At 73.5% G+C, this 23,266-nt stretch carries 24 protein-coding genes; 2 read left to right on the plus strand and 22 right to left on the minus strand.

The window, feature by feature from the left end; all coding sequences use genetic code 11:
* Positions 1-22: 22 nt before the first annotated feature.
* The 17 genes from ACF1AG_RS12725 to ACF1AG_RS12805 all read right to left on the minus strand — a co-directional run bounded on the left by ACF1AG_RS12725 (position 23) and on the right by ACF1AG_RS12805 (position 17,712).
* Positions 23-688 carry a response regulator transcription factor gene (locus ACF1AG_RS12725; RefSeq protein WP_359600223.1) on the minus strand — a complete coding sequence of 222 codons (666 nt, stop codon included), beginning with the start codon at positions 686-688 and terminating at the stop codon, positions 23-25.
* The gene (locus tag ACF1AG_RS12730; protein ID WP_359600224.1) at positions 685-2,031 is read right to left on the minus strand and encodes a histidine kinase; all 1,347 of its coding nucleotides are present in this window, start codon (positions 2,029-2,031) and stop codon (positions 685-687) included. Before ACF1AG_RS12730 ends, ACF1AG_RS12725 begins: the two co-directional genes overlap by 4 nt.
* A gap of 115 nt (positions 2,032-2,146) precedes the next feature.
* A complete protein-coding gene (locus ACF1AG_RS12735) occupies positions 2,147-2,809 on the minus strand; it encodes a response regulator (protein WP_391809725.1) in 663 nt (220 codons plus the stop codon).
* The gene (locus tag ACF1AG_RS12740; RefSeq protein ID WP_391809726.1) at positions 2,806-4,128 is read right to left on the minus strand and encodes a sensor histidine kinase; all 1,323 of its coding nucleotides are present in this window, start codon (positions 4,126-4,128) and stop codon (positions 2,806-2,808) included. Before ACF1AG_RS12740 ends, ACF1AG_RS12735 begins: the two co-directional genes overlap by 4 nt.
* Entirely contained in the window at positions 4,121-5,308 is a 1,188-nt protein-coding gene (locus tag ACF1AG_RS12745) for an acyltransferase (RefSeq protein ID WP_391809727.1), read from the minus strand. Before ACF1AG_RS12745 ends, ACF1AG_RS12740 begins: the two co-directional genes overlap by 8 nt.
* Positions 5,305-6,321, minus strand: coding sequence for an alpha/beta hydrolase (locus ACF1AG_RS12750; RefSeq protein WP_391809728.1), 1,017 nt, complete (start codon positions 6,319-6,321; stop codon positions 5,305-5,307). Before ACF1AG_RS12750 ends, ACF1AG_RS12745 begins: the two co-directional genes overlap by 4 nt.
* Positions 6,322-6,475: 154 nt before the next feature.
* Positions 6,476-7,345: an alpha/beta hydrolase gene (locus tag ACF1AG_RS12755; RefSeq protein ID WP_387795873.1), complete on the minus strand. Its 870-nt coding sequence runs from the start codon at positions 7,343-7,345 to the stop codon at positions 6,476-6,478.
* A 159-nt stretch (positions 7,346-7,504) separates the two neighbouring features.
* A complete protein-coding gene (gene kynU, locus ACF1AG_RS12760) occupies positions 7,505-8,707 on the minus strand; it encodes a kynureninase (protein WP_391809729.1) in 1,203 nt (400 codons plus the stop codon).
* Entirely contained in the window at positions 8,700-9,530 is an 831-nt protein-coding gene (locus ACF1AG_RS12765; RefSeq protein WP_359600232.1) for a tryptophan 2,3-dioxygenase family protein, read from the minus strand. Before ACF1AG_RS12765 ends, kynU begins: the two co-directional genes overlap by 8 nt.
* Before the next feature lie 165 nt (positions 9,531-9,695).
* On the minus strand, positions 9,696-10,109 hold the full coding sequence (locus ACF1AG_RS12770) for a DUF3151 domain-containing protein (protein ID WP_359600233.1): 414 nt from the start codon (positions 10,107-10,109) through the stop codon (positions 9,696-9,698).
* 17 nt (positions 10,110-10,126) lie between these two features.
* Positions 10,127-11,590: an MFS transporter gene (locus tag ACF1AG_RS12775; protein ID WP_391809730.1), complete on the minus strand. Its 1,464-nt coding sequence runs from the start codon at positions 11,588-11,590 to the stop codon at positions 10,127-10,129.
* 81 nt (positions 11,591-11,671) lie between these two features.
* Entirely contained in the window at positions 11,672-12,703 is a 1,032-nt protein-coding gene (gene fbaA / locus ACF1AG_RS12780; protein ID WP_359600236.1) for a class II fructose-bisphosphate aldolase, read from the minus strand.
* A gap of 152 nt (positions 12,704-12,855) precedes the next feature.
* The gene (pyrE, locus tag ACF1AG_RS12785) at positions 12,856-13,404 is read right to left on the minus strand and encodes an orotate phosphoribosyltransferase (protein WP_359600237.1); all 549 of its coding nucleotides are present in this window, start codon (positions 13,402-13,404) and stop codon (positions 12,856-12,858) included.
* Positions 13,405-13,414: 10 nt separating this feature from the next.
* Positions 13,415-14,203, minus strand: coding sequence for an aldose 1-epimerase (locus ACF1AG_RS12790; RefSeq protein ID WP_359600238.1), 789 nt, complete (start codon positions 14,201-14,203; stop codon positions 13,415-13,417).
* A 46-nt stretch (positions 14,204-14,249) separates the two neighbouring features.
* Positions 14,250-15,368: an SRPBCC domain-containing protein gene (locus tag ACF1AG_RS12795; protein ID WP_391809731.1), complete on the minus strand. Its 1,119-nt coding sequence runs from the start codon at positions 15,366-15,368 to the stop codon at positions 14,250-14,252.
* Positions 15,369-15,430: 62 nt separating this feature from the next.
* On the minus strand, positions 15,431-17,119 hold the full coding sequence (locus tag ACF1AG_RS12800) for a polyamine aminopropyltransferase (protein ID WP_391809732.1): 1,689 nt from the start codon (positions 17,117-17,119) through the stop codon (positions 15,431-15,433).
* A 59-nt stretch (positions 17,120-17,178) separates the two neighbouring features.
* Entirely contained in the window at positions 17,179-17,712 is a 534-nt protein-coding gene (locus ACF1AG_RS12805) for a DUF2617 family protein (RefSeq protein ID WP_391809733.1), read from the minus strand.
* Positions 17,713-18,586: 874 nt separating this feature from the next.
* Between ACF1AG_RS12805 and ACF1AG_RS12810 the strand changes: the two genes are divergently transcribed.
* Positions 18,587-19,780 carry a pyridoxal phosphate-dependent aminotransferase gene (locus ACF1AG_RS12810; RefSeq protein WP_391809734.1) on the plus strand — a complete coding sequence of 398 codons (1,194 nt, stop codon included), beginning with the start codon at positions 18,587-18,589 and terminating at the stop codon, positions 19,778-19,780.
* Between the two features lie 112 nt (positions 19,781-19,892).
* On the opposite strand, the gene ACF1AG_RS12815 is transcribed toward ACF1AG_RS12810, so the two are convergent.
* The 4 genes from ACF1AG_RS12815 to ACF1AG_RS12830 form a co-directional block, all read right to left on the minus strand.
* Positions 19,893-20,156, minus strand: coding sequence for a type II toxin-antitoxin system RelE/ParE family toxin (locus ACF1AG_RS12815; protein ID WP_359600245.1), 264 nt, complete (start codon positions 20,154-20,156; stop codon positions 19,893-19,895).
* Complete coding sequence (locus ACF1AG_RS12820) at positions 20,149-20,418, minus strand: type II toxin-antitoxin system Phd/YefM family antitoxin (RefSeq protein ID WP_093544945.1); 270 nt, start codon at positions 20,416-20,418, stop codon at positions 20,149-20,151. Before ACF1AG_RS12820 ends, ACF1AG_RS12815 begins: the two co-directional genes overlap by 8 nt.
* Before the next feature lie 316 nt (positions 20,419-20,734).
* On the minus strand, positions 20,735-20,866 hold the full coding sequence (locus ACF1AG_RS12825) for a DUF397 domain-containing protein (RefSeq protein ID WP_359600247.1): 132 nt from the start codon (positions 20,864-20,866) through the stop codon (positions 20,735-20,737).
* Positions 20,823-21,737 (minus strand): helix-turn-helix domain-containing protein, encoded by a 915-nt coding sequence (locus ACF1AG_RS12830; RefSeq protein WP_391809735.1) that lies wholly within the window; start codon positions 21,735-21,737, stop codon positions 20,823-20,825. The genes ACF1AG_RS12825 and ACF1AG_RS12830 overlap by 44 nt, the downstream gene beginning before the upstream one ends.
* A 154-nt stretch (positions 21,738-21,891) precedes the next feature.
* On the opposite strand from ACF1AG_RS12830, the gene ACF1AG_RS12835 reads away from it, so the two are divergent.
* On the plus strand, positions 21,892-22,344 hold the full coding sequence (locus tag ACF1AG_RS12835) for an ATP-binding protein (RefSeq protein ID WP_359600251.1): 453 nt from the start codon (positions 21,892-21,894) through the stop codon (positions 22,342-22,344).
* A 141-nt stretch (positions 22,345-22,485) separates the two neighbouring features.
* Here ACF1AG_RS12835 and ACF1AG_RS12840 read toward each other — a convergent pair whose 3' ends face one another.
* On the minus strand, positions 22,486-23,229 hold the full coding sequence (locus tag ACF1AG_RS12840) for an SDR family oxidoreductase (RefSeq protein WP_391809736.1): 744 nt from the start codon (positions 23,227-23,229) through the stop codon (positions 22,486-22,488).
* Between the last annotated feature and the right edge of the window lie 37 nt (positions 23,230-23,266).

Genomic DNA, 23,266 nt, shown 5'->3' on the forward strand with positions numbered 1-23,266 from the left:
TCTCAGCCTAGGCCGCGCAGGGTCAGCCCGGCGTGACGAGACGCGCCTCGTAGGCGAAGACGGCCGCCTGGGTGCGGTCGCGCAGGCCCAGCTTCACCAGGATGCGGCTGACGTGCGTCTTGATCGTCGACTCGGCGACCACCAGCCGCCCGGCGATCTCCGCGTTCGACAGGCCCTGCGCGATCAGCACCAGCACCTCCGTCTCCCGCTCGGTGAGGTCCCCGTACGCGGCCTGCGCGGACGGCATCAGCCGGGGCGCGTCGGACAGCTTGGAGAACTCGGTGATCAGCCGCCGGGTGACCGACGGGGCGAGCAGCGCCTCCCCGGCCGCGACGACCCGGACACCGTCGGCCAGCTGGCGGGCGGAGGCGTCCTTGAGGAGGAAGCCGGAGGCGCCCGCGCGCAGCGCCTGGTAGACGTACTCGTCCAGGTCGAAGGTGGTCAGCACCAGCACCTTGGCCGCGCCGTCCGCGGCGACGATCTCGCGGGTCGCCTCGATGCCGTTGAGCTCCGGCATGCGGATGTCCATCAGGACGACGTCGGGGGCGAGTTCGCGGACCTTGTCGACCGCCTGACGGCCGTTGACGGCCTCGCCGGCGACCTCGATGTCCGGCATCGCGTTGAGCAGCACCGAGAAGCCCTCGCGCACCATCATCTGGTCGTCCGCGATCAGCACGCGAATGGTCATGCGTCACCCTCGTTCACCGCGGTGACCGGCAGGAACACCGCGACCTCGTAGCCGCCGTCCCCGGTGGGGCCGGCGGTCATCTCGCCGTCCAGCATGGCGACCCGCTCCCGCATGCCGGTAATGCCGTGACCGGCTCCGGGTGAGGGCTTCACCAGGCTCGGCTCGGGCATCGGACCGTTGACGACCCGCACCCCGAGGCCGCCGAGAACGTACCCGATCTCCACGCGGGCGTTGGCGCCGGGGGCGTGCCGCAGGCTGTTGCTCAGCGCCTCCTGCACGATCCGGTACGCCGACAGCTCCACCCCCTGCGGCAGCTCCCGCACCGCGCCGGTCACCACCTTCTCCACGGTCAGCCCGGCGTCCCGCACGTTCACCAGGAGGGCGTCCAGATCGGCGAGGGTGGGCTGCGGGGCGTCGGGGGCCTCGTAGTCCTCGGCGCGGACCACGCCGAGGATGCGGCGCAGCTCGGTGAGGGCGGCGACGGCGTTCTCCCGGATGGTGGCGAAGGCGCGCTCCAGTTCCTCCGGCGGGTTCTCCACCCGGTACGGCGCGGCCTCGGCCTGAATGGCGACCACCGACATGTGGTGGGCCACCACGTCGTGCAGTTCCCGGGCGATGGTGGTGCGCTCCTCCAGCAGGGTGCGCCGGGACCGCTCCTGCGCGGTGACCGTCTGCTGGGCGGTGACCTCCTGCTGCGCGGTGTGCCGGACGTGCCACAGGCAGACCAGGAGCAGGGCGAACGCCGACAGGATCAGCATCGGGGCGCCGTTGGAGTAGTAGTACGACCCGCCGAACATGATGTCCCCGAACACGGCGTACAGGGCGGTGACGACCCACATCCACACGGCGGTGCGCGGCCGGGTGCGCAGCGCCACCACCACGAGGACCGTGAGGTGGGAGACGAACGAGCCGGGCATCCACGGCCAGTCGGACCCGTCGCCGTTGAGCAGCGCGGTCAGCGGGCCCGACGCGAGGGACAGCCAGAACGCGCCGATCGGCCGGGACAGGGTGACGACCACGGGGACCGCGCACAGCAGTCCGGCCAGCAGGGCCCGCCCGTCGCCGCCCGGCTCGCTTCCGGAGACGGCGCCGATCATCAGGGTGAGCAGCGCGATCGCCCCCACCACCGCGTGCGGGAGGCGCTCCGCGGCCGTGCGCATCCGCGCGGGCAGCCGACGCAGGAGCGGGCCGTCCGCGGGACGGCGCCCCAGCGGGCGGTAGGCGAAGGGGTCGTGGAACAGGTCCTGGCGCAGCCCCTTGAGGGCGTCCTGGGCCAGCCGGTACTCGGGGCTGCGGTCGCCGTCCCCGGTGCGCGGGGACTGCTGGTGCGTCGTCTCGGTCACGCTCACACGGTAGGCCGAGCGGGTGACCCCGGTCGTCCCCGCTGAGAGGGGTTCCGGGGCGTCCGTCTGAAGTACTACGCAGGCCACGCGGGGTTACGCCACGGTACGCACGGGGTCAGTAACCGGAGGGCCGCACCAGCCCCGACTCGTAGGCGAACACCGCCGCCTGGGTGCGGTCGCGCAGGCCAAGCTTCACCAGGATCCGGCCGACGTGCGTCTTCACGGTCTGCTCGGCCACCACCAGCCGTACGGCGATCTCCGCGTTGGACAGGCCCTGCGCGATCAGCGCCAGCACCTCCGTCTCCCGCTCCGTGAGGTCGCCCACCTTCTGGCGCAGGGGTGTGCGGGGCCGCGGGTCCAGGCGGGAGAACTCCGCGATCAGCCGGCGGGTGACGCCCGGCGCGAGCAGCGCGTCCCCGGCCGCGACCACCCGCACCGCCTCGGCGAGCTGCTCGGCGGAGGCGTCCTTGAGCAGGAAGCCGGAGGCGCCCGCGCGCAGCGCCTCGTACACGTACTCGTCGAGGTCGAAGGTGGTCAGCACCAGCACCTTCACCTCGGGGTGGGCTGCGGTGATGCGGGCGGTGGCCTCGATGCCGCCGAGTTCGGGCATGCGGATGTCCATCAGGACCACGTCCGGGGGGAGTTCACCGGCCTTCTCGACGGCCTCGAGCCCGTTCACCGCCTGGCCGATGACCTCGATGTCCGGCTGCGTGTTCAGCAGCACGGTGAAGCCCTGCCGGACCATCTGCTGGTCGTCGGCGATCAGTACGCGGATCATGCGGCGCCGTCCTGGGGAAGGGGGTCGGTGGCGGAGGGTGCGGGCACGGGGAGGCGGGCCTCGACGCGGTAGCCGCGTCCGGACCAGGGGCCGGCGGTGAGCGTGCCGCCGAGCATGACCGCCCGCTCCCGCATGCCGAGCAGCCCGTGCCGGGCCCCCGCGGACGGCGGCGCCTCCCGGGCGGGGGCGGTGTTGACGACCTCCACCCGCAGGGCGCGCGGCCCGTAGGCGAGGGTGACGTGCGCGGTGGCGCCGGGCGCGTGCCGCAGCACGTTGCTCAGCGCCTCCTGCACGATCCGGTACGCGGACAGCTCCACGCCGGGCGGCAGCGGCCGGCGTTCGCCGGTGACCTCGGTGGTCACGGTGAGTCCGGCGGCGCGGGTGTTCTCCACCAGCGCCTCGAGCCGGCCGAGGGTGGGCTGCGGGGCGTCCGCGCGCTCGCCGGGGGCGGGGTGTTCGGAGCGCAGCACGTCCAGCACGCGGCGCAGTTCGGTGAGCGCCTCGACGGCGTTCTGCCGGATGCCGGCGAGGTTCTCCTTGAGCTCGTCGGGCGGGTTGTGCACGAGGTGCGGGGCGACCTGCGCCTGGATGGAGATGACCGACATGTGGTGGGCCACCACGTCGTGCAACTCGCGGGCGATGCGGCTGCGTTCCTCCAGCAGCGTGCGGCGGGCCCGTTCCTCGGCGGTGAGCGTGGTCTGTTGCTCCAGCTGGGCGCGGGCCTCGCGGCGGCCGCGCAGGGCGATGCCGAGGACGACCACGACGGCGCTGAGGATGACCGCGAGCCCACCGGTGGAGCCGTAGTCCCGCGCGCCGATCCACCCTTGCAGCACCCAGGTGACCAGCGCGGTCAGCGCCAGCGCCTCCACGGACACGCGGGTCGGCACCCGCAGGGCGAGCAGCAGCAGCACGAAGACGTGCCCGACGAGCCCCGCGGAGCTCCACGGCCAGGTGAACGAGGTGCCGTCGCCGACGACCATCTCGGCGCGCACCGCGAACGCGCCCACCACCATCGCGGCCAAGGACGTCCACCAGCCCAGGACGGGCCGCCACAGCACGAGCACCATCGCGCCCCCGTGGCACAGCGCGACGGGAACGACGATGCCGTAGGGGACCAGACCCAGCTCGTGGAGCTGCACGAGTTCCACGATCGTCACGACGATGGCCACGATCCACACGACCCCGTGCGGCAGCCACCGCAGCCATGTCGACGGCGGCAGGGGGTCGACCCGCGCGGTCAGCAGGTCGTCGCGCAGGACGCCCAGCCACCGCCGTATGTGCTCAGCCCCCGTGTCCACCACGCCGTTCAGACTAGACATGCGGGGTCCTCTCGGTCACGGGCCGGTGTGCGCGGACCACCTTGGACGGCCGCACGCGCCGCCGGCCGCCGCCCCGCTCCCAGGTGCGGAACGCCGCCCCGCACACCGTGAGGGCGAGGACGAAGGCGGCCAGCCAGGGCAGCCGGGCGGCGACCCAGCCGAGGCCGTCGGGGACGGTGTGCAGGCCGGGCAGCGGGCCTGCCGGGAGAAGCGCGGCGGTGGTGGCCATCAGGGCGGTCTGGTGCCACAGGAAGACCGTCATCGCGGACAGGTTGACCAGCGCCACCGCCGTCCACGCGACCGGGCTCCGCATCGCGTGGCGCAGCCGGTCCCGCAGCAGCAGCGCGAGCCCGCACTGGGCGAGGCCGAAGGTGACCGCGGCCAGGGTCGGCGGGTTGAGGTTGGACACCTCGGCGCCCGGCACCCCGACCATCGCGGCCGGATACCCCGCCCACGCGACCAGCGCGGCCGTCGCCGCCGCACCTCCGCCCAGCAGCATCCACCCGGCCCTGCGGCCCTCCAGTTCGCCCCGGGTCCAGGCCGCGCCCAGCGTGTACGGCACCAGCCAGCCCGCCGCCAGGTTCAGCCAGCCCAGTCCGTCGGGGGCGCCGAGGCCGAAGCGGAGCACGTCGACGTGGAGGACGACGGCGAGCGGCCACAGCGGATGCAGCCGCGCGACCAGCGGGGTCGCGGCGGTGAGGGCGGCGAAGACCAGCAGGAACCACATCGGGGACAGCGCCAGCTTCACCAGCGTCCGCACGGTCCCGTACTCGGCGTCGGACAGCAGCAGCGCGAGCGTCACGGCCGCCCACAGGGTGAGGACGGCGACGACCGGCCCGAACAGCCGCGCCAGCCGGGCGTGCAGCCACCGCCGGTACGGCGTCCCGCGGTCCCGGGCCGAGGCGTACGAGCGGGTCGCGACGTGCCCGCCGACCAGGAAGAACACGGCGAGGGTCTGGAAGGCCCAGGACACCGGGGCCAGCCAGGGCATGTGCTGGAGCGGGCTGGCGGTGCGCAGGCTGCGGTCGTCCGCGACCAGCGCGGTGACCAGCCAGTGCCCGAGCACCACGCCGAGCACGGCGAAGGCGCGGAGGGCGTCGACGGCTCGGTCGCGGTGGGCGGGGGTGGCCGCGTCGACGCGGGCGGCGATGCCGCGTACGGCGACGGTGAGGCGGGTCATCGGGTCACCTCCTGGGTGTGGCCGAGGACGATGCGGGTGAGGTTGGCCAGGGAGAGGGAGCCGGGGGCGAAGTAGTCGCTGTGTCCGCCGTCGCCGGCCGCGAAGACGCGGGCGCCGTACTCCTCGGACACGGGGTCGGTGCCGAAGCCGACGGTGGTGCCGAACAGGGCGGCGTCGAGGTGCGGGACGTGCCCGACCCAGTCGCCTGCGCCGCGCGCGGCCCACACCCGGGCGCGGGTGCGCAGGTCGGCGGCGGTGCCGGCGCCGGTGCCGGGGCTGCCGAGGAGGACCAGGTCGTCGACGTCGAGTCCGGCGGCTGCCCGCGCGCAGACGACGGAGCCGTAGGAGTGGCAGAGCAGGGAGACGCGGGCGCGGGGGGCGGCGACCGACCGCAGGGTCTCGACGAGCGCGCGCAGTCCGGGCGCCGCCTCCTCCGCGCGGCCGGTCGTCGTGACGGAGGGGCTGACCGTGCCGGGCGTCTCGTAGCCGAGCCAGGCCACGACCGCCGTGCGCACTCCGGTGGGCGCTTCCCGGGTCAGCCGGTCGTGCAGAGCGACGGCGGTGGCCCGGAAGCGGTCGTAGGTGTCGATGCCGGTGTCGGACCCGGGGACCAGGACGGCGACGCGGTCGGCGTGCGCGAGGTCGCCGAGGACCTCGGTGACGAGGCCGGCGCCGCGTCCGTCGAAGTGCAGCAACTGCCGTGCGGCCAGGCCACGTTCGATGGCCGCGCGGTCCCGGTACCCGTGGTCGGCCGCGGTGCGGGCCGCCTCGGCGGCATTGGCCCGGTGGGCGGCGTAGGTCGCGTCGAGTCCGGCGACGGCCGGGGGCGGGAGCCGGGCGGGCGGCGGCGCGGGAGCCTGGGGGCCCGCGGCCCCGGCGAGGGGCACGGCCACGGCGGCGGCGACGAGCAGGGCGAGCAGACCGCGCCGCAGCCGGCCCGCCGGGCGGCGTGCCGTGCCCTCCGGCCCGTCCGGTCTCGTGCCCGGAGTCTCCCGCCCGTGCCCCTGCTCCATCGCGCTTCCTTCCCGTCCGCCGGCCCATCGGGCCTGTCAGGAAAGGAAGTTACGGAGCGTGGTCGGTAACCCGCGTCCCACCGGGGGACTCATCCGCGGGGTAGCTCTCAGGTACTAGTGGTATGACGAGGCCTGTCCCTGCCGGGAGTCGGGCTCACCACGCGAGCTGGGCGATCTCCTCCGCCACGACCGCGCAGGCGTCCGCCGCGGGATCGATGAGCGGGAAGTGGCCGACGTCCGGCAGCAGGGTCACCCCGACGACCTCGCCGGCCTTCGCCGCCGCGTCCGCGTACGACTCGGCGACCGTGTGCGGGACGTCGACGTCGGCGCGGCCCTGGACGAGGGTGGTGGCGATACCGGTGGGCAGCAGCAGGGCCGGGTCCGCGTGGGCCCTGCGCTCGGCGAAGTGGTCGTCCCCGCCGAGGAGTTCGCGGGTGGCGCCACCGCACACGCCGAGCTTGTCGGCGACCTCGAAGTCCGCGATGGGGGCGAGGGCGACGACCCCGCGCAGGGGTGCCGGGGCGTCGGTGCGCCAGGGCGAACCGGCGGGCAGGACGTGCCGGGCGGCGGCCCACAGGGCGAGGTGTCCGCCCGCGGAGTGGCCGGTGAGGACGATGCGGCGCGGGTCGCCCGCCGGGAGGTGCTCGCGTATCAGCGCGGGCAGGGCGTCCAGCGCGGCGGCGATGTCGTCGAAGGTGTCGGGCCAGCGCCCGGCCACGGGGTCGCCGCCGTCCTTCCCGGCCGCTCCGCGCCGGTACTCGACGCTGGCGACGGCGAAGCCGCGGTGCGCGAGGAACGCGGCGAACGGGCTGATGTGCCGCCGGTCGTAGGGGGCCCGCCAGGCGCCGCCGTGCAGGACGACGACCACCGGCGCGGGTCCGCTCCGGCCGCGCGGCGTCCAGAAGTCGATCACGTGGTCGGGGTCGTCGCCGTAGGCCGTCGTGGCGTCCGGGTCGGCCGGCGGGTGGGAGAGGGCCGACTTCTTCTCGGCGGCGGCCCGGGCGGCTGCGACGTCGTCCGTCATGCTCCAACCTCTCAGCGATACAACGTGGTTCGACCGGACCGGGCGTGCACGCGGCCGTTCGGGCGGGACGGTACCAGCACTTCGCCCGCCCCTCTCACCAGGAGGCCCCCCTGACCGGCGGGAACGGGGCCGGGACACCGCCGTCCCGGCCCCGTCGGGTCAGCCCAGCTCCTCGGCGAGCACCCGCGCGGCCCGCTCCACGTCGGCGAAACCGACGTAGAGCGGGGTGAATCCGAAGCGGAGCACGTCCGGGTGGCGGAAGTCGCCGACCACGCCCCGCTCGATGAGCCGCCGCATCACGGGCCCGGCGTCGGCGCAGCGCAGCGCGACCTGGCTGCCCCGCTCCCCGTGCGGCAGCGGGGTGAGGCACTCCACGCGGCCCTCGGGGACGTACTCCCCGACGCACTCCAGGAAGAAGTCGGTCAGCGCGAGGGACTTGGCACGGACCGCCTCGACCGTCACCCCGTCCCACACCTCGAGCGCCGCCTCCAGGGCGAGCATGGAGAGGATGTCGGGCGTGCCGACCCGCCCGCGCACCGCGCCTTCGGCGGGCGCGTACTCGGAGCGCATCCCGAAGGGCTCCGCGTGCGAGTTCCAGCCGGGCAGCGGGGAGTCGAAGCGGTCCTGGAGGTCCGCCCGCACGTACAGGTACGCGGGCGAACCGGGGCCGCCGTTGAGGTACTTGTAGGTGCAGCCGACGGCCAGGTCCACGCCGTGCTCGTCCAGGCCGACCGGCAGGGCGCCCGCGCTGTGGCACAGGTCCCAGACGGCGTACGCGCCCGCCGCGTGCACGGCCGCCGTGAGCGACGGCAGGTCGTGCAGCCGGCCGGTGCGGTAGTCCACGTGGTTGAGCAGCACGGCGGCCGTGCGCTCCCCGAGGGCGCCCGGCACCTCCGACGGCTCCACGGGGCGCAGCGTGCAGCCGGTCATGCGGGCCGCCGACCCGGCGATGTAGCCGTCCGTCGGGAACGTGGTCGCGTCGACCAGGATCTCGTCCCGGCCGGGGCCGGTCTCCTGGGCCAGCCGCACCGCGCCGACCAGCGCCTTGAACACGTTGACGCTGGTGGAGTCGCCCACCACGATCTGTCCGGGGGCCGCGCCGACCAGCGGGGCGATCCGGTCGCCGATCCGCTCCGGCGCCGTCCACCAGCCGCTCTCGGTCCAGGAGCGGATGCGCATCTCGCCCCACTGGCGGCCGACCACGTCCGCGACCCGGCCGGGCACGGCGACGGGCAGCGCACCCAGCGAGTTGCCGTCCAGGTAGACCGCGCCCTCCGGCCCGTCGAGCACGAACTCGGCCCGCTTGCCGGCGAGTTCGTCGCCCGCGTCCAGCTTCTCCGCCTTCTCCGTCAGCTCAGACATAGGACCGCGCCGTCCACAGCTCGGGGAACACGCTCTTCTGCGCCCGCTTCTCCAGCCACGCCACTCCGGCGGACCCTCCTGTCCCGGTCTTGGCTCCCATGGCCCGGCGGGTGGCGACCAGGTGGTCGTTGCGCCAGCGCCACACCAGTTCGGCGACGTCGGTCAGCGCCTCGCCGAGCCGCGCCACCTCGTCCCGCTCGTCGCCCGCGTAGACGGCCGTCCAGATCTCCTCGACCTCGCGCGACGGCTCGTACTTCCGCGACACGTCGCGCTCCAGCACGTCCTTGGGCACGGGGTGGCCGCGCCGGGCGAGGAACCGCAGCACCTCGTCGTAGAGGCTGGGCTCGTGCAGGGCCTTCTCCAGCTCGGCGTGCACCCGCGGCGCTCCCCGGTGCGGGACCAGCATCGACGCGGACTTGTCACCGAGCAGGAACTCCATGCGCCGGTACATCGCCGACTGGAAGCCGGAGCCCTCGCCGAGGGCGCTCCGGTAGGAGTTGAACTGGGCCGGGGTGAGCCCGGCCAGCGGCCGCCAGGAGGCGTTCAGCGCCTCCAGCTCGCGCCGTGAGCGGCGCAGCGCGTCGACCGCGGTCGGCACGTCGTCCCGGCGCAGCGCCTGCGCCGCGGTCTCCCACTCGTGCACGATCACGGTGAACCACAGCTCCATGACCTGGGTGGTGACCAGGAAGACCATCTCTCCGGGATCGTCCGAGAGGGTGTGCTGGAGGTGGGTGAGGACGTCGGCCTTGACGTAGTCCTCGTAAGGCGTCGTGCCCTGGAAGTCGAGATGCGGGGTCTCGGGCTCGTGAGCCTCGTGGGACATCGCTGTCTCCTGAAATGTTCTCCGGGTAGCGGTCCGCCCCTGCCGTTACCGGCACGGGGGCCCCGGTCCCCACGGTGCATCCTGCGCAATCGTCCCCCACCGCCGCAAGGCCCGCCTGCCGGGCAGACGGGCCTCGCGGTGATCAGGTTCCGTTTTCCGGCCGGTTCAGCCCAGGACCTGGGCCGCCGTGGGCGAGGAGTCCTTCAGGAACTGGCTGCAGCGCTCGTACTCCTCCTGCTCGCCGATCGTCTGCGCGGCGCGGGCGAGGGCGTGCAGGGCACGCAGGAAGCCGCGGTTCGGCTCGTGCTCCCACGGCACGGGGCCGTGGCCCTTCCAGCCGTTGCGGCGCAGCGCGTCCAGGCCGCGGTGGTAGCCCGTGCGGGCGTACGCGTAGGACTCGACGACGCTGTCCCGCTCGAACGCCTCGTCGGCGAGCCGCGCCCAGGCCAGCGAGGAGGTGGGGTACCGGCCGGCGACCTCGGCGGCGGTGGCGCCGGACGCCAGCAGCTCGCGCGGCTCGGGGTCGTCGGGGAGGTGGGTCGGGGGCGGGCCCCCGAGGAGGTTCTCGTGAATCGACATGGGTCCAGTCTCGTACATCAGGCGATGCTGCTCCCCCGCCGCGGGTCCGCCTCCAGCGGTGGCACGGCCACGCTGCCGTGGGTACGGCACTCGGGGCGACGGCAGCCCGGCGCGGGACGGCGCACGGTCGCCGCGGCGAGGAGCGCGCCGATCACCAGGATGCCCGCGCACAGCAGCATCGCCCGGTCGAAGGCGGCGTCGAACCGCTCCGGCTGCCGGAACGCCTCCGGGCCCATCCCGGCGAGCAGCGGCAGCGCGGCCACCGCCAGCAGTCCGGCGGCCCGGGCGGCCGCGTTGTTGACCCCGCTGGCCAGGCCCGCCCGTGCGGTGTCCACGGACGCCAGCACGGTCGCCGTGAGCGGCGCGACCAGGGTGACCATGCCGAGGCCCAGCACCAGCAGCGCGGGCAGCACGTCGGCGGCGTACGAGGCGCCGGGCCCGACCCGCAGCATCATCAGCACCCCGGCGGCGCACAGCAGCGGGCCGACGGTGAGGGGCAGGCGCGGTCCGATGCGGTCGGCCAGCTCGCCGGAGCGGGCGGAGAGCAGCAGCATCAGGGCGGTCGTCGGCAGCAGGGCCGTGCCCGCGGCGAGGGCGGACCAGCCGACGACGACCTGGAGCTGGAGGGCGGCGAGGAAGAAGAACCCGCCGAACGCCGCGTACACGCACAGGGTGACGCCGTTGACGGCGGAGAACTGCCGGGACGCGAAGATCTCCAGCGGCATCATCGGGCCCGGCCGCCGCTTCTCCACCAGCACGAACCCGACGGCGGCGGCGAGTCCCGCCACCGCGGACACCACGACCAGCGGCGACCCGTCACCGGCCCCGATCAGCGCGTACGTCACCAGCGCGAGCGCGCCGAGCGCCGCGCCGAACACGTCGAAGCGCCCCTTCACCTGCCCGCCCGACGACTCGGGCACATGGCGCAGCGCCACGGGCGCGCAGAGCAGGGCGAGCGGCACGTTGATCAGGAACACCCAGCGCCAGCCCGGCCCGTCCACCAGCCAGCCGCCGAGGAACGGCCCCACGGCCGCCCCGATGCCGCCGAAGCCGGACCACAGGCCGACCGCGCGGCCCCGGTCGTCGGGATGGAGAGACGCCTGGATCAGCGCGAGCGAGCCGGGGGTGAGCAGCGCCCCGCCCGCGCCCTGGAGGGCCCGGGCCGCGATCAGCACGCCCTCGTTCGGCGCGATCCCGCACAGCAGGGAGGCGGCGGCGAACCAGAGCACGCCGACGACGAAGACCCGGCGCCGCCCGAACCGGTCGCCGAGCGCCCCGCCCAGCAGGATCAGCCCCGCCAGCGTGACCAGGTAGGCGTTGACGGTCCACTGGAGCGCGGCGAGGTCGGCGTCGAGGTCCTCGCCGATGCGCGGCAGGGCGACGTTGACGACGGTCGAGTCGAGCAGGGCCATGCCGGAGCCGAGGACCGTGGTGAACAGGATCCACCTGCCCTGGGGGGACGCCAGCCGGACATCGGGCATACCGGGAGCATACGGAAGAGCCCGGCACCTGGGCAGGTGCCGGGCTCATTCGTGTGCGTGCGTGCGGGTCGGGCGCGCGGGTTACTTGATGCGGGTGCCCGTCGAGCGCAGGTGCTTGCAGGCCTCCAGGACGCGGGCGGCCATCGACGCCTCGGCCAGCTTGCCCCAGGTGCGCGGGTCGTAGGTCTTCTTGTTGCCGACCTCGCCGTCGACCTTCAGGACGCCGTCGTAGTTGCGGAACATGTGGTCCGCGACCGGACGCGTGAACGCGTACTGGGTGTCGGTGTCGATGTTCATCTTGACGACGCCGTTCTCCAGGGCCGTGCGGATCTCCTCCTCGGAGGAGCCCGAGCCGCCGTGGAACACGAAGTCGAACGGCTGCGCGCCGGCCGGCTTGCCGTACTTGGCGGCGACGCCCTCGTTGAGCTCCTTCAGCAGCTCGGGACGGAGGACGACGTTGCCCGGCTTGTACACGCCGTGCACGTTGCCGAAGGACGCGGCGAGCAGGTAGCGGCCCTTGTCGCCCAGGCCCAGCGCCTCGGCGGTGCGGATCGCGTCGTCGACCGTCGTGTAGAGGGAGTCGTTGATCTCGTGGGAGACGCCGTCCTCCTCGCCACCGGTCGGGGTGATCTCGACCTCGAGGATGATCTTGGCGGCCTGGGCGCGCTCCAGCAGCTCCTGCGCGATGGACAGGTTGTCCGCGAGGGTCTCCGCGGAGCCGTCCCACATGTGGGACTGGAACAGCGGGTTGCGGCCGCCCTTGACGCGCTCCTCGGACACCGAGAGCAGCGGACGCACGTACCCGTCGAGCTTGTCCTTCGGGCAGTGGTCCGTGTGCAGGGCGATGTTGACGTCGTACTTCTCGGCGACGATGTGCGCGAACTCGGCGAGCGCGACGGCGCCGGTCACCATGTCCTTGTTGTGCTGGCCGCCCAGGAACTCGGCACCGCCCGTGGAGATCTGCACGATGCCGTCGCTCTCCGCCTCGGCGAAGCCGCGCAGAGCCGCGTGCAGGGTCTGGGACGAGGTGACGTTGATGGCCGGGTAGGCGAACTTGCCTGCCTTCGCCCGGTCGAGCATCTCGTTGTAGACCTCGGGAGTTGCGATGGGCATCTGTCCGCTCCTTAAGAGTGCGGTGTGGGGTGCTGCGTACTGTCGGCCCTGACCTGGAACCTTGGATGCGACGCCGTTGTCGGTCACATCCTTCCAGACTCGGCCGGAACGTCCATCCCGCCGTCCGCCCTGTGGGAAGGCGGGGCGGCCGGTCAGTCCAGGCCGAGTTCGTCCTTGGAGAAAGCGAACAGGTACGGCACCCCGGCGCCTTCGCGGATCTTCTCGGCGGCGCCGGTGGCCCGGTCGACGATCGTCGCCACGGCCACGACCTCCGCGCCGGCCTCGCGCACGGCCTCGACGGCGGTGAGCGGGGAGCCGCCGGTGGTGGAGGTGTCCTCCACGACCAGGACGCGGCGGCCCTTGATGTCCGGGCCCTCCACACGGCGCTGCAGGCCGTGCGCCTTGGCGGCCTTGCGCACGACGAACGCGTCCAGCCTGCGGCCGCGCGCGGCGGCGGCGTGCAGCATGGCGGCGGCCACGGGGTCGGCTCCCATGGTGAGCCCGCCGACCGCGTCGAACTCCACCTCCTCGGTCAGGTCCAGCAGCACCTGACCGACCAGCGGGGCGGCCTCGCCGTCGAGGGTGACGCGGCGCAGGTCGACGTAGTAGTCGGCCTCCAGACCGGAGGAGAGGGTCACCTTGCCGTGCACCACGGCCTTGTCCTTGATCTGCTGCAGCAGCGCGCCGCGAGTGTCCGTCATGCCTGTCAGCTTAAAGCCGGGTCCAGGTCCAGGTCGTGGAGGCCTCCAGCGGCTCCAGCGGTGTGACCAGGCGCGGGTGGGTGTTCAGCCCGTCCGGCGGCCCGGTCTGCGGCTCCACGCAGACGGCCTCGTCCTGTTCGTCGTAGACCACGACCCACTCTTCGCGGCTGGTGACCTTCAGCTGGAGCTGCCCCGGCCAGGTGAGGGTGACGTCCACGCCCTCGGGCATCCCGAAGCAGTCGTCCCACGGGCCGGGCTGCGGGTCGATACGGCGTCCCGTGGGCAGGTGGTCCTCGCCGCGCTCCTCCTGCCAGGCGGGCTCGAAGCCGATCGTCACGTCCTCACCGCCGAGGTTGCGCAGGAACCACGGGTGCCAGCCGATCTGCGCGGGGAACGACGAGCCGTAGGTCTCGACGCTCATGGTGAGCGTCAGGGCGTCCTCGGTGAGCGACACCTGCTGGGTGACCCGCCCCGGGTACGGCCACGGGTCGGTCAGGTCGTACGTCAGCACGGCCTCGTCGGTGCTCTTGCGCGCGGTGCGCCAGGGGGCGTTGCGCGCGGTGCCGTGGATGGCGTGCGGGGGCGCGTTCAGCGGCATCTGCCGCACGGCGGCGCCGTCCCGGAACCGTCCGTCGCGCAGCCGTCCGCACCAGGGGACCATCGGGAAACACCCGAACCGCTCTCCCTGCCGCAGCAGCTCCACACCCCCGAGGCGCAGCCCCCCGACCCGTCCGCCGTTCCCCGGCAGCACGTCCACCTCCGCGTCACCCGCGGTCAGCGTGATGTGTTCGTCACTCACACCTCGACCCTAACGGGACGATCACCCACGTGCGGGGGAGAGGGCGTCAGCGCCGGCGGCGCAGGGCCCGGATGGCGACCACGGCCGAGGCGACCGCCAGGGCCGCTGCGGGGGCCGCCCAGCGGAGGGGGGCGGAGGAGCTGACCGTCTGGGGGGCCGGGACCGGGGCGTAGCGGCCGCGCGGGGGTGCGTGGTCGACCTCCTCGGCACTGCGCCCGATCATCGTCCGCCGCGCGTGCGCGGCCTCCGCGAGGGAGTCGTCATCGTCGTCCCCGGGGAGGGGCCGCCCGTCGATGCCGCCCGTGAACTCCGCGTCCAAGGGCTCGGGGGTCGCCGGGACCGCACCGGCGTCCGGGCTCTCCGGCTCGGGGGTGGACCCGGCGTCCGGAGGGGACGCGGCTTCCGGCCCCGGCTCGGTCCCGGGGCCGGGCACGGCGTCCGATCCTGACTCGGTCCCGGGGCCGGACGCGCTCTCCTGGGCGGGCGTGGTGCCCGCGGCGGGACCGCCCTCGGCGCTCGGGCCGGGGGCCGTCGCCGGGCCCGGCTGCTCGTCCGGGGCGGCGTCGCTCGGCTGTTGCGGTGGTGGCGGAGGGGCGTCTTCCGCGTCGGGGGTCGTCTCGAAGTCCGTCGTGACGCCGGGTTCGAAGTCGCCGGCCGCGAGCTGTTCCGGGGACTCCGGCGGGACCGCGTCCTCGGACTCGGGCGGGACCGCGTCCTCGGACTCGGGCGGGACCGCGCCCTCCTTCGTCGCCGCTGCCAGGTTCTCCGCGAAGCGGGTCAGCAGGCGGACGACCGCCGAGGTGACCGCGTCCTGCGGGAGGTCCTTGACGCGGCCGTCCGCCGTGGCGGTGCCCGTGACGGCGAGCGCCGTGCCCGCGTCGACGGGGCGCGGGTTCAGCCGCAGGGACAGCCGGACCGTCCCGTCGCCCCGGGACTCGGACGCCTCGCCCTCGACCACGTAGACGCCGTCGTCCCCCGCCGACACGCGTACCGACCCGCGATAGGTGATGGAGGAGCCGCCGATCCGTACCTTCAGCCGTCCGGTGACGGGTTCCGCACCGGCGTCGTGCTGGAGCCCGGGCACCGCCCGGGCGACCCGCGCGGGGTCGTCCAGCACCTCCCTGAGCCGCTGCGCCTCGACCGGAACGAACACCTCGTGCTCCATGAGTGCGGAGCCTACCCACGCCACGCCGTACCGCACCCCCGTCCGCGGGAAGTCGCGGCGCGTCAGTCGCTGTACCGGGGGTGGACCAGGGTGGACGGCGGAAGTCCGGGTACCCGGGTGCGTTCCGCCGCTCGGACGTCCGCGGCGAGGGACGCGTCCGTGAGCGTACGGGGCCGGGGTCCGGCCGGGTCGAGGCGGGGCCGCGGGGTGTGCCGCTCGGCGGCCAGCACGAACCCCCAGTCGCGGTGGGCGCGGGCCGTGTCCGCAGGCCCCCGGTCGGGTCCGGCCGCGTACCCGGCCTGCCGTCCGCGCACCCGGTACGCGGTGGTGCGCAGGCCGGCCGCGCGCAGGGTGGCGTCGAGGGTCCAGAAGTCACGGGGCCGGGACTCCACCGCGCCTCCGTGCACCACGAGCCGACCGCCCGGTGCGAGCACCTGCCGGGCCAGCCCGTAGAACTCCTGTGCGTACAGCTTGGTGCTGGCGGTGATCCCGGGGTGCGGCAGGTCGGACACCACCACGTCGTACGCCCCGGCGGGCGCGGTCCGCAGCCAGTCGAAGGCGTCGGCGGTGACCACGTGGACGCGGCGGTCGTCGAGGGAGTGCGCGTTGAGCCGGGACAGCGCGGGGTCGGTGCGGGCCAGCCGCACCACGCCCGCGTCCAGCTCGACGACGTCGACCCGCCGGACGCCGGGATGGCGCAGCACCTCGCGGGCGGCGAGCCCGTCGCCCCCGCCGAGCACCAGCACGCGCGCGTGGCGCCCGGTCATCGCCGGGTGCACGAGGGCCTCGTGGTAGCGGAGTTCGTCGCGTCCGCTGACCCGCAGCCGCCCGTCGAGGAACAGGTTGAGCGGCCGTCCGTCCCGCCCGCCGGTGAGCAGCACCTCCTGGACGTCCGTGTGGACGGCGACCCGTACGTCGGGGCCGTACAGCGCGTGCCGGGCGGCGCGTTCGAAGTCGTCGACGAGGACGGCCGCCGAGGCGAGAAGCGCGAGCACGCAGATGTTGGCGGTGAGCAGCAGGCGGCGGGCGCGCCGGCCGAGGTCGTGCCGGAACAGCCCGAGGACCAGCGCGCCGCCGACGACGGCGTTGACCGCGCCGGTGATGAGGGCGCCGGTCAACTGGCCGAGGAGGGGCAGGAGGAGGAAGGGGAAGGCGAGTCCGCCGACCAGCGCGCCCACGTAGTCCGCGGCGGACAGGTCGGCGACCGCGCCGCCGGCGTCCTGCCGCCGGATCCGCTGGATCAGCTCCATCAGCAGCGGCACCTCGGCGCCGATGAGCAGCCCCGTGGCGAGGGAGAAGGCGACGAGCAGACAGTGCGGGCCGTTGGCCCACATCCCGCCCCAGTCTCCGGTCCAGGCGAACACCGCGTACAGCGCCATCGCGCTGCCTCCGCCGACCAGCGCGAGGGCCGCCTCGATCGCGCCGAACCCGGCCGCCGCGTGCCGCCGCAGCCGCTTCGCGGCGAGCGAGCCGATGCCCATGGCGAAGACCATCACCGACAGCACGACGGAGGTCTGGGCGACCGAGTCGCCCATCAAGTACGTGGCGAGCGCGACGAGTTCCAGCTCGTACACCAGTCCGCACGCCGCGCAGACGAACACCCCGGCGAGGACCAGCCACCGCCCGGTGCCCTGCCGCACGGGCAGCGGCATCACGCTCCCCGCGTCACCCGGGGCGTCTGCCCGGGGGCCGTCCGGACCGTCCAAGGTCTGCGTGGCGCCGGGCGGGACGGGGGCCTGCCGATCGATCACCCCAGGGACGTTACGTCACGCACTCATCGCACAACGTCACCCACACGCGTGATATTTGTTTACGCCCGCACGGCCCCGGCGTGGGCGGCGACGCGCGCTCCGACCCGGGTCCGGGTGGCCACGAGCTGGCCGTCCTGCGGGTAGGCGTGCCAGGTGCGCCAGTGGAACTGGCCCTCGTGACAGCGGGCGAGCATGGCGGTGAACGCGTGCGGGCTCCCGGGGAACACCCCGGCCAGGCCCTGCGGGTGGTCGGAGACCAGGGCGAGCAGCTCCTGCGCCCGGCCGGCGAAGGCCCCTGGAGGGAGCTCCTCCACCCGGGCGGCGAACTCGTACTCCCAGTCGTCCACCCGCTTGGCCACGCCGAGCGGGAGGGGCGTGCTGCAGCCCGGGATGCACGCCACCGTCTCGGAGCAGAGGCCCCGCTCCTCCTCCAGCAGCACCTGGTGGGAGGCGCCGAGCAGTCTCAACTGGACTTTGGCGCCCTGGAGTTCCAGGTCGAGGGTGGCCAGCGCCGGAAGCGGCTCGCGGCCCAGAGCCCAGGCGAGATCGGCGGCGCGCGTATCTGAATAGGCGGTGTTCAGGGTCGTGAGCATGGATCGGCTCCGCAAGCACACAGGGGGAGATTCGGGTCCGCGCACCCCGGGGACGGGGGACTCGGCCCGTCAGCCCGGTCACCCGGCCGGAGGAGGGTCCGCGGGGAGATCCGATGGCTGCGCTGGTTGATTTATAGGGAATCATGAACTGTGCCGCCACCACAGCGTTTTTACCCAACTTCGTGGGCTTTCCATCCCCTCGGGGGCTCCACAGCTCACGTGTTCAACTACGGCGTACGCCCCCGGTTTCGACGCACCCCGGCGCACAACGCGCCAACCGGAACCGGAAGGTTCACCACCGCCTGAGACACCACAGCGGGGCCCGCCCCAGATGCGGACCCCGCTGCCGCGGATGCGTTCTCCCGAAGTGGAGCCGCGCTGCCCCGTGTCAGCTGCCTCCACCGCCGCATCCGCCCCCTCCGCAGGACGACCCGCCTCCGCAGGACGAGCCTCCGCCGGAGGACGATCCACAGCCCCCGCTGTTCCCCCCGTCCCCGGCCCACCAGCCACCGGAGTGGCCGCCGGAGTGGCTGCCGCCGCTCCCCGAGCCCGCTGCGGAGCCGCGGGACGCCCGCACGGCGAACGTCACGAGCAGGACGAATCCGACGACCAGGATGATGCCGACGAACATGGCGTCACCCTCCTTCCGTGTCCCCGTGGTCCCCCGTGGCATCCCCCCGTGGGTGCCCGGCTCACGGTGTGACCGGGACATGCCCTCCCCGCTTCCGGGCCAAAGCAGAGTTGAGCAACTCCAGAGGTTTCCCGCCGGGAACCGGGCCGGCGCCTGGGGCGGGGAGGCCGGCCGGACGCGAGCGCCGGGTGAGGCGACGCGTCGGTCCGGCCGTGCTTGAGGACGTCCCCGATCCGGCGGAGGATGGGGCGCATGACCTCCAGTGATCGTCCTCTTCTCAACCGTCGCCTCGCGGAGTTCGGGACGACGGTCTTCGCCGAGATGTCGGCGCTGGCCCTGCGCACCGGGGCCATCAACCTCGGGCAGGGATTCCCCGACGCCGACGGCCCCGAGGAGGTCAGGGAGGCCGCCGTGCGGGCGCTGCGGGACGGACGCGGCAACCAGTACCCGCCGGGCCCCGGCGTCCCCGAGCTGCGCACCGCGGTCACCGCCCACCAGCAGCGCCGGTACGGCCTGTCCTTCGACCCCGACACGGAGGTGCTGGTCACCGCCGGCGCCACCGAGGCGATCGCCGCCTCCCTGCTGGCGCTGGTCGAGCCGGGCGACGAGGTGATCGCACTGGAGCCGTACTACGACTCCTACACGGCCGGCATCGCCATGGCGGGCGGCACCCGCGTCCCCGTCACGCTCCGCCCGAGCGAAGGCCGCTTCCGCCTCGACCTGGACGAGCTGCGTGACGCCGTCACCGACCGCACCCGGCTGCTGCTGATCAACACCCCGCACAACCCGACCGGCACGGTCCTCACCCGCGAGGAGCTGGCGTCCATCGCCGAGCTCGCCGTCGAGCGGGACCTTCTCGTCGTCACCGACGAGGTCTACGAGCACCTGGTGTTCGACGACGCCGAGCACGTCCCGCTGGCGTCCTTCCCCGGCATGCGGGACCGCACGGTCACCATCTCCAGCGCCGGCAAGACGTTCTCCTTCACCGGCTGGAAGGTAGGCTGGATCACCGCCTCCCCCGAGCTGGTCACGGCCGTCCGCTCGGCCAAGCAGTACCTCACCTACGTCTCCGCGGGGCCCTTCCAGTACGCGGTCGCCGAGGCGCTCGCCCTGCCCGAGTCGTACTTCACGGACTTCCGCGCGGACATGCTCGCCAAGCGGGACATCCTCGCGGCGGGCCTCGAGGACGCCGGACTGGCCGTCTACCGCCCGTCCGGCACCTACTTCGTCACCGCCGACATCCGCCCCCTCGGCGAGTCCGACGGCATCGCCTTCTGCCGCGCCCTCCCGGAGCGCGCGGGCGTCGTCGCCATCCCCACGGCGGTCTTCTACGACCACCGCGAGCAGGGCGCCCCGTTCGTGCGGTTCGCGTTCTGCAAGCGCACCGAGGTGCTGACAGACGCGGCCGAACGGCTCCGCAAGGCGTTCGCGCGCTGACCCCCACGAATGGTCATGGTCAGCATCAGGTCGGGCGCATCCCGGCGCGTGACACGCAGGTACCCCAGGACCTGGGATCGGTGCTGACCATTCTGGCCGATGTCAGGAGCGCTCAGGTGTCATAAACGGTGGAGCGATGCCCGACGTGTACGACCCACACCACCAGCTCGCCGTTGTCGATTGTGTAGATCACCCGGTAGTCACCCACCCGTAGGCGGCGCCGGTCGGGCTGGGAGACGAGGGCCGTGGTGTTGAGTCCCGTCGGGTCGTTCTCCAGCTCAGTCAGCTTGGCCAAAATGCGGAGGGCCATGTCTCGCGGGACCTTGCGGAGTTCGTCCTGAGCCTCGGCTCGGAAGACGGTGCGGTACTTACTCACTGCGCGCCAGCGTCTCCCTCATGATGTCCTCGATCGGGATGCCGGGTGCCGGGTTGGTCATGCGCTCGTCGATGATCCGGTTGATCTCGCGCTCTTCCCACTCCTGGTACTTGCGCAGCACCTCGATGGACACCACAGCGGCGACCTGCTTGCCGCGCCGGGTGATGACGGTAGGCACGTCGTCACGGTCCGCCCGCTCCACGACCTCGGCCAAGTGTGCCCGGACATCGCGGATCGACTCTATGGGCAGGGGCTGTGTCATGCACCCCAGAGTACCAAGTGTGCCACGTGTACACAACAGCTCACTACCGCTGCATCAGGACATGGGCGCGCCCGCTTCGCCTTCTGCAAGCGGCGCCAGGTACTGGAGGAGGAGGCGGCGCGCCTCACTTCTTGCGGTTGTCGCGGCGAACGTAACGGCCCGTGTCCCGCCCCTGCAAGCCGGTCACTCGCACGAGTGAAGCGCCGCCGTCCGGCGGGGAGGGTGGGCGGGCGGGTAGTTCTTTCTCCCGGTTCTTTGGGGGGGCCAGCGGCCCACCGGACCCTCGCGGACGAGGGATCGGTGGGCCCGGACCGGCTCAGGAGCGGGGGGACTTCAAGTCGCCTATGAAGGCCGCCCAGGAGGCCTCTTCGAAGCGGAGGGTCGGCCCCTGCGGGGCCTTGCTGTCACGCACGGGGACGATGCCGGGGAGGCCGTCGGCCACCTCCACGCAGTCGCCCCCTTCCTGATTGCTGTAGCTGCTCCTGCGCCACACGGCGACGCTCAGATCGGGACGGGACGTTCGCTCCACGGTGGTTGTCCTCCCTCACGGATCGGATCATGTCGAGCGACATGAGCGGGGGCAGAGCTGCCGCCCGCAGCCGATCGTAGGTCAGCGCGAGACTCGCGACCTCGTCCGGTTCTTCGACGAGCTGACCGTGGTGCGCGCCTTCCGTGTAGGCCACCTCCCTGCCGTCCGGCATGGTGAGAACCGTCAGGGAGCCGCCCATGACTTCGTGCTCTCCCTGATCGAACGGCAGCACCTGCACGGTGATGTGGGGCTCCGTCGCCGAAGCGAGCAGCCGCGCCAACTGGTCGCGCATCACCGGCAACCCGCCGACCAGGCGCCGGAGCACCGCCTCATCAAGTACGACCCACAGCTCCGGCCGGTCCGGTGCGCCGAGGCGTTCCTGCCGTCCCATGCGGAGGGCGACCCGCTCCTCCAGCTGCGCCTCATTGCTGAGCGTTCGGCCGACTTTGAGCACCGCCCTCGCGTACTCCTCCGTCTGCAACAGACCCGGCACCACATGCGCCGCGTACTGCCGGACGGCCACCGCCCGCTCCGAGTACTCCATGAACTTCCGCGACCAGTCCGGAAACGCCTCCCGGTACACGTACGGCCACAGCTCGACCAGCAGGTCATCCGCACCGAGCGCCGCGTCCAGGGCCCGGGCCAGCTCCAGCGTCGGTCTCGCCCCCGACGCCCGCTCGATCTGCGTGATCCGGGTGCTCACCACATGGGTCAGCCCGCCGAGTTCGGCCTGCGTGAGTCCGGCCGCCGTCCGCAGTCTCCGCACCCGCGCGCCGAACAGCGCGGCCATCGACGTACTGGGGTCAATTCCGTTGGCCAAAGCGTCACTTCCGTTCCTTATGCCCTGAAAGGTAAGCCCGCATCCCCTTTTGAGAGTAGGGCGGGCCGACGAATCCTGAACACGGAACGTGACAAAACGCTTACGGACAAGGATGGACCGCGCCATGCTCACAGAACCCCTCGCCCTCACGGCCGCAGCGCAGTTCCCCTCCTCGCCGCACGGCGCGCGGCTCGCCCGGCGGTTCGCCGTGCGGTGTCTGGAGGGGTGGGGACACCCGCCGGCGTCGGACGTGTCGTGCACCGTCGCGCTGATCGTCGGGGAGCTGGCAGCGAACGCCGTACGGCACGGACGCGTCCCGGGCCGGGACTTCGGCGTAAGGCTGATGCTGGACGGGACGGCGGGCCTGGTCCGCGCGGAGGTCGCGGACGCCGCCGCGGACAGGCGGCCTCCCCTGGCCACGCCCCTGGTGCCGCCCGAGGGCGAGTCAGGCCGGGGCCTGCTCCTGGTGGACGTCCTGGCGGAGCGCTGGGGCTGGGAGCCTCGTGAGCCCGTGGGCAAGACGGTGTGGGCGGAGTGCGCGCTGGAGCCGCCCGGCGCGCCCGTCAGGCCGCGGTGAGGGTGCGGAGGACGACGGTGACGGCCAGGGGCACGGGGAGCTTGCCCCTGTCGGTGCGGCCGGCGGGCCGACCCGCCGCGGAATCCGGCCGGGGCCGGTACCCGGTCCGGTCCCGCCGCCCGTCGGTCCCCGGCCCGCGGGTCAGCCCTGGACGGTGGGGCGGACCACGATCTCGTTGACGTCCACGGTGGACGGCTGATCGAGGGCGAAGCCGATCGCCTCGGCGACGGCGGACGCCGGGATGGCCAGTTGCCGTGCGGCGGCGCGCGCCGCCGCCTGCGCCTCGACGGCGCCGCCACGGTCCAGCAGCTCGCTCTCGGTGAAACCGGGACTGACGACCGTGACGCGGATGTCGCGGCTCTCCTGGCGCAGCCCTTCCGAGAGGGCCCGCACCGCGTACTTGGTGGCGCAGTACACCGCCGCGGTCGGGTCCACGCGGTGACCGGCCACCGAGGCGATGTTGACGATGTGCCCGCCGCCCTGTTCACGCATCCTCGGCAGCACCGCGGCGATGCCGTACAGCGTGCCCCGCACGTTGACGTCGATCATCCGGTCCCACTCCTCGACGCGGAGATCCGCCATCGGCGCCAGCGGCATCACGCCGGCGTTGTTCACCAGCACGTCGATCCGGCCGTACCGGTCGAGTGCCGCGTCGACGAACGACTCGACACTGTCGCGCCGCGTGACGTCGAGCGCGCGGTGGTCCAGGGCGCCGTCCGCCCCGCGCACCTCCCGGGCCAGCTCCGCCAGCCGGTCCGTACGACGGGCCCCGGCCATGACGTGATGGCCCGCGGCGGCCAGGTGACGGGCCGTGGCCTCGCCGATGCCGCTGCTGGCCCCGGTGATCAGGACGACCTTCTTCTCCAGGGGGGTGGACGCAGGCATGAGGGTGATCTCCTTCGTGTGCACGAGGTGGCGCGTG

It is taken from the genome of Streptomyces sp. NPDC014764, from assembly GCF_043082785.1.
GTDB lineage: Bacteria > Actinomycetota > Actinomycetes > Streptomycetales > Streptomycetaceae > Streptomyces > Streptomyces althioticus.